4 protein-coding genes are annotated in these 2738 nt (G+C 45.8%); all 4 read left to right on the top strand.

Going from position 1 to position 2738, the window contains the following annotated elements; genetic code table 11:
* The coding region (locus tag D5R40_RS31885; protein ID WP_153183532.1) for an AAA family ATPase at nt 1–371 on the top strand (371 nt) is incomplete at its 5' end.
* Nucleotides 372–387: 16 nt separating this feature from the next.
* The gene (locus D5R40_RS31880) at nt 388–837 is read left to right on the top strand and encodes a hypothetical protein (RefSeq protein ID WP_124155804.1); all 450 of its coding nucleotides are present in this window, start codon (nt 388–390) and stop codon (nt 835–837) included.
* A 707-nt stretch (nt 838–1544) separates the two neighbouring features.
* Entirely contained in the window at nt 1545–2180 is a 636-nt protein-coding gene (locus D5R40_RS31875) for a hypothetical protein (protein ID WP_124155803.1), read from the top strand.
* 208 nt (nt 2181–2388) lie between these two features.
* On the top strand, nt 2389–2738 hold a 350-nt coding region (locus tag D5R40_RS31865; protein WP_134239660.1), incomplete at its 3' end, for a hypothetical protein.

The raw sequence follows: 2738 nt of genomic DNA, 5'->3' as shown, positions 1-2738 counted from the left end.
TGAAAGGAAGCTTCGAAAAAGTCTGTTCCGAAAGGCAGCGACTGGTCATGGTAGCCGGTCCCTCTGGCGTAGGCAAATCAGCCTTGATTGGAGAATTGTATAAACCTCTGGCACAGAGCCGAGGATTCTTCCTGCAGGGTAAATTTGAGCTCCTCCAGAAGAATGTTCCGCATTTTGCCTGGGTACAGGCTTTTAATCAATTGGCTGATCTTTTGCTCTCAGAAAGTGAAGAGGTTTTGGAAAGTTGGAGGAATAAGATTCTGAAAGAGATGGGACCGTGCTTGGGGTTCTGGTCAATATGGTGCCTCGATTTGCACGGATACTGGGGGATCAGGGGAAATCCTGCAAAGCAATTCCCAGGAAGCCGGTAGTCAGTTTGCCTATGCTATGCGGCAATTCATCAAAGCCATGGCAAGCCCCCGGCATCCATGGTCATTTTTCTGGACGATTGCCAGTGGGGAGATTCCGCATCTATGGACCTCATCAAGAACCTCATGGCAGATACGGACGATCATTGCCTTATGCTCATTGCTGCGTATCGCTCCAATGAAGTGGGAGCGCGATCATGTCTTTAGCCAGATGCTGACGGATCTGGATAAAGAAATGGCGAGCAATTTTTTGGGGAGAGATGATCTGTTGGAGAACGTAAAAATAGAATTAAAGGACCTCGCTGAATCTGATATCCAAAGCCTGTGTATGGATATTTTGGGTCGGACACGAAAAGAAGTTGAAGAGCTGGCTGGGCTCATTTACAAAAAGACCCATGGAAATGCTTTCTATACCAAAAGATTTCTGGGAGCTCTCTATGAAAACAAGCAGCTGAATTTAGTGCAATAAAGTCCTACTGGGAATGGACCTGGATGCCATCCGACTCAGTGATGCGACGGAAAATGTGATAGAGTTGATGAGTGAGCAATTGATGCAATTGCCCGAGGAAACCTGGCAGTCTTACAATTGGCTTCTTGCGATGGGACAGATTTTGAAGTCAAGCCCCTTTCCCTGATCCTGAATCAGGATCCTTCGCAGATTGATTTGTTACTAAGGCCTGCCTTGTTGGACGGTTTTATCAGGCCTAAACAGTCTATATTGGTCCAACAGGGGGAACAGGACGGAGGCAATCGCAAGTTCCATTTGTCCATGACCGCATTCTCCAGGCAGTGTATGAAAGTAGTTCCGATGAAAAGAGAGCTCGTCATCACCTGAGCCTCGGAAAGTATATGTTGGAAGAACTCTCAGAGAGCTTAAAAGAGAGCGCTTGTTTGACCTGGTTAAATCAGATAATTATAGTATTCAACTGGAGGAAACGGAGGTAAGCAAAGAACAGCTTTTAAGTCTGAATTTCCAGGCCGGGAAAAAGGCCTTGAGAGCCACTGCATTTTCTCAAGCCTATGAATATTTCACTATTTGCAAACAGCTCCTTCCCGAGGAACATTGGGAGTCTCATTACAATTTCAGTTTGTCTCTGTACCAGTCATTGGCGGAGTGTGCAGCTGTTATGGTTTTGGGGGAAAAGTTGGATGAGTATCATGGGCAGATTGTGAATAATGCACACAATCTCCTGGATACCGTGGACAGTACCCTCTTCGCGTAAGGCATTTGTATGCAGCAAAAATGATTTTGTTCAGGCAGGGAAGGAAGGCCTGAATCTTCTGGAAAAACTGGGCATTGAGATAAATGAAGCTTCCGGTCAGGAGGAAATTGTTGGAGAGATGGTGCAAACGCAGCAGGCATTTGCAGGGATTGAAATCGAAGAAATCTTTGAGCTTCCTGAGATGGAAAATAAAGAAAAGATTGCCAGCATCAAGGTACTGCAAGCAATCATCAGTGTAGTACTGTTCTCCAATCCAACCTGTTCCCGATTGTTATTTTTAAGTCCATCCGCCTTTTGCTTCAGCATGGGATGGTCGCCAGTGGGCAGTATGCATTATCGAGTTACGCCCATCATCATCTTGGGGACAATGGGAGACTTTGCTACGGCAAAGCGTTTACAAACATTGGTGGAGAAATTGGTAAGTGAACGCTATCCTCAGGAACATCGAGAAAACAGTCGGGCACTCTTTAGTCTGGGGTTTGGAGTAAAACACTGGTATGCCCATTTAAATGAAGCTATCCTCCTCACCCGGAGATGTAGCCAGGCATCTAAGGAATGGGCGATGTGGAGTATGCAGGCTTTAACCTGAATCTCAGTGTTCAGTATCCTCTCTTAAGTGGATCTCCGCTCAGTCAGGTTCATGGACAAATATTTTCTGCTATAGATACCCATCGCCAAATGAGTCAGTACATGACGGCCAGTTTCCTGGAAGTATTTATTCAGGCGACAGAAAATCTGATGGGTGAAAATGAGGAAGTGCTGACCTTGACGGGGGGAGCTTTAACGAAGAAGAGAAATTGGCGTTTTACACAGAGGTAGGAAATTATTCGGGAGTAGCTAACGTCTTTTTCCTTAAAACGATGATCGCCTGCATCATGAACCGCCCTGAAATAAGCCTGGGGCTGGCACCTCATATGCTGCCTTGTTTGCCAGCAATCATGGGAGCGCCCTATGTTGCCTTTTATAAATACTACCTCGGGCTCTCTTATTTTATGGCTGCACATACTGCCAGTGAAGCAGAGAAAGAAAGCATCCTCAAAGATGCCGAAGGCATTTTGGGAGAATTCAGCACATGGGCTGAATTTGGCCCGGAAAACTATCAGTCCAAATACGAACATCTATTAGCAGAAAAACTCTGGGTAGAAGG

The organism is Okeania hirsuta (genome assembly GCF_003838195.1).
In the GTDB taxonomy this organism is placed as follows: domain Bacteria; phylum Cyanobacteriota; class Cyanobacteriia; order Cyanobacteriales; family Microcoleaceae; genus Okeania; species Okeania hirsuta.
The sequence above is the reverse complement of the archived record's forward strand: the minus strand, read 5'-3'. Positions and strand labels throughout refer to the sequence as shown.

Bases quoted from the DNA above. Each gene is read 5' to 3' on its own strand.
- D5R40_RS31880 (WP_124155804.1), top strand. From the start codon at position 388: ATGCGGCAATTCATCAAAGCCATGGCAAGCCCCCGGCATCCATGGTCA.
- D5R40_RS31875 (WP_124155803.1), top strand. From the start codon at position 1,545: ATGCACACAATCTCCTGGATACCGTGGACAGTACCCTCTTCGCGTAAG.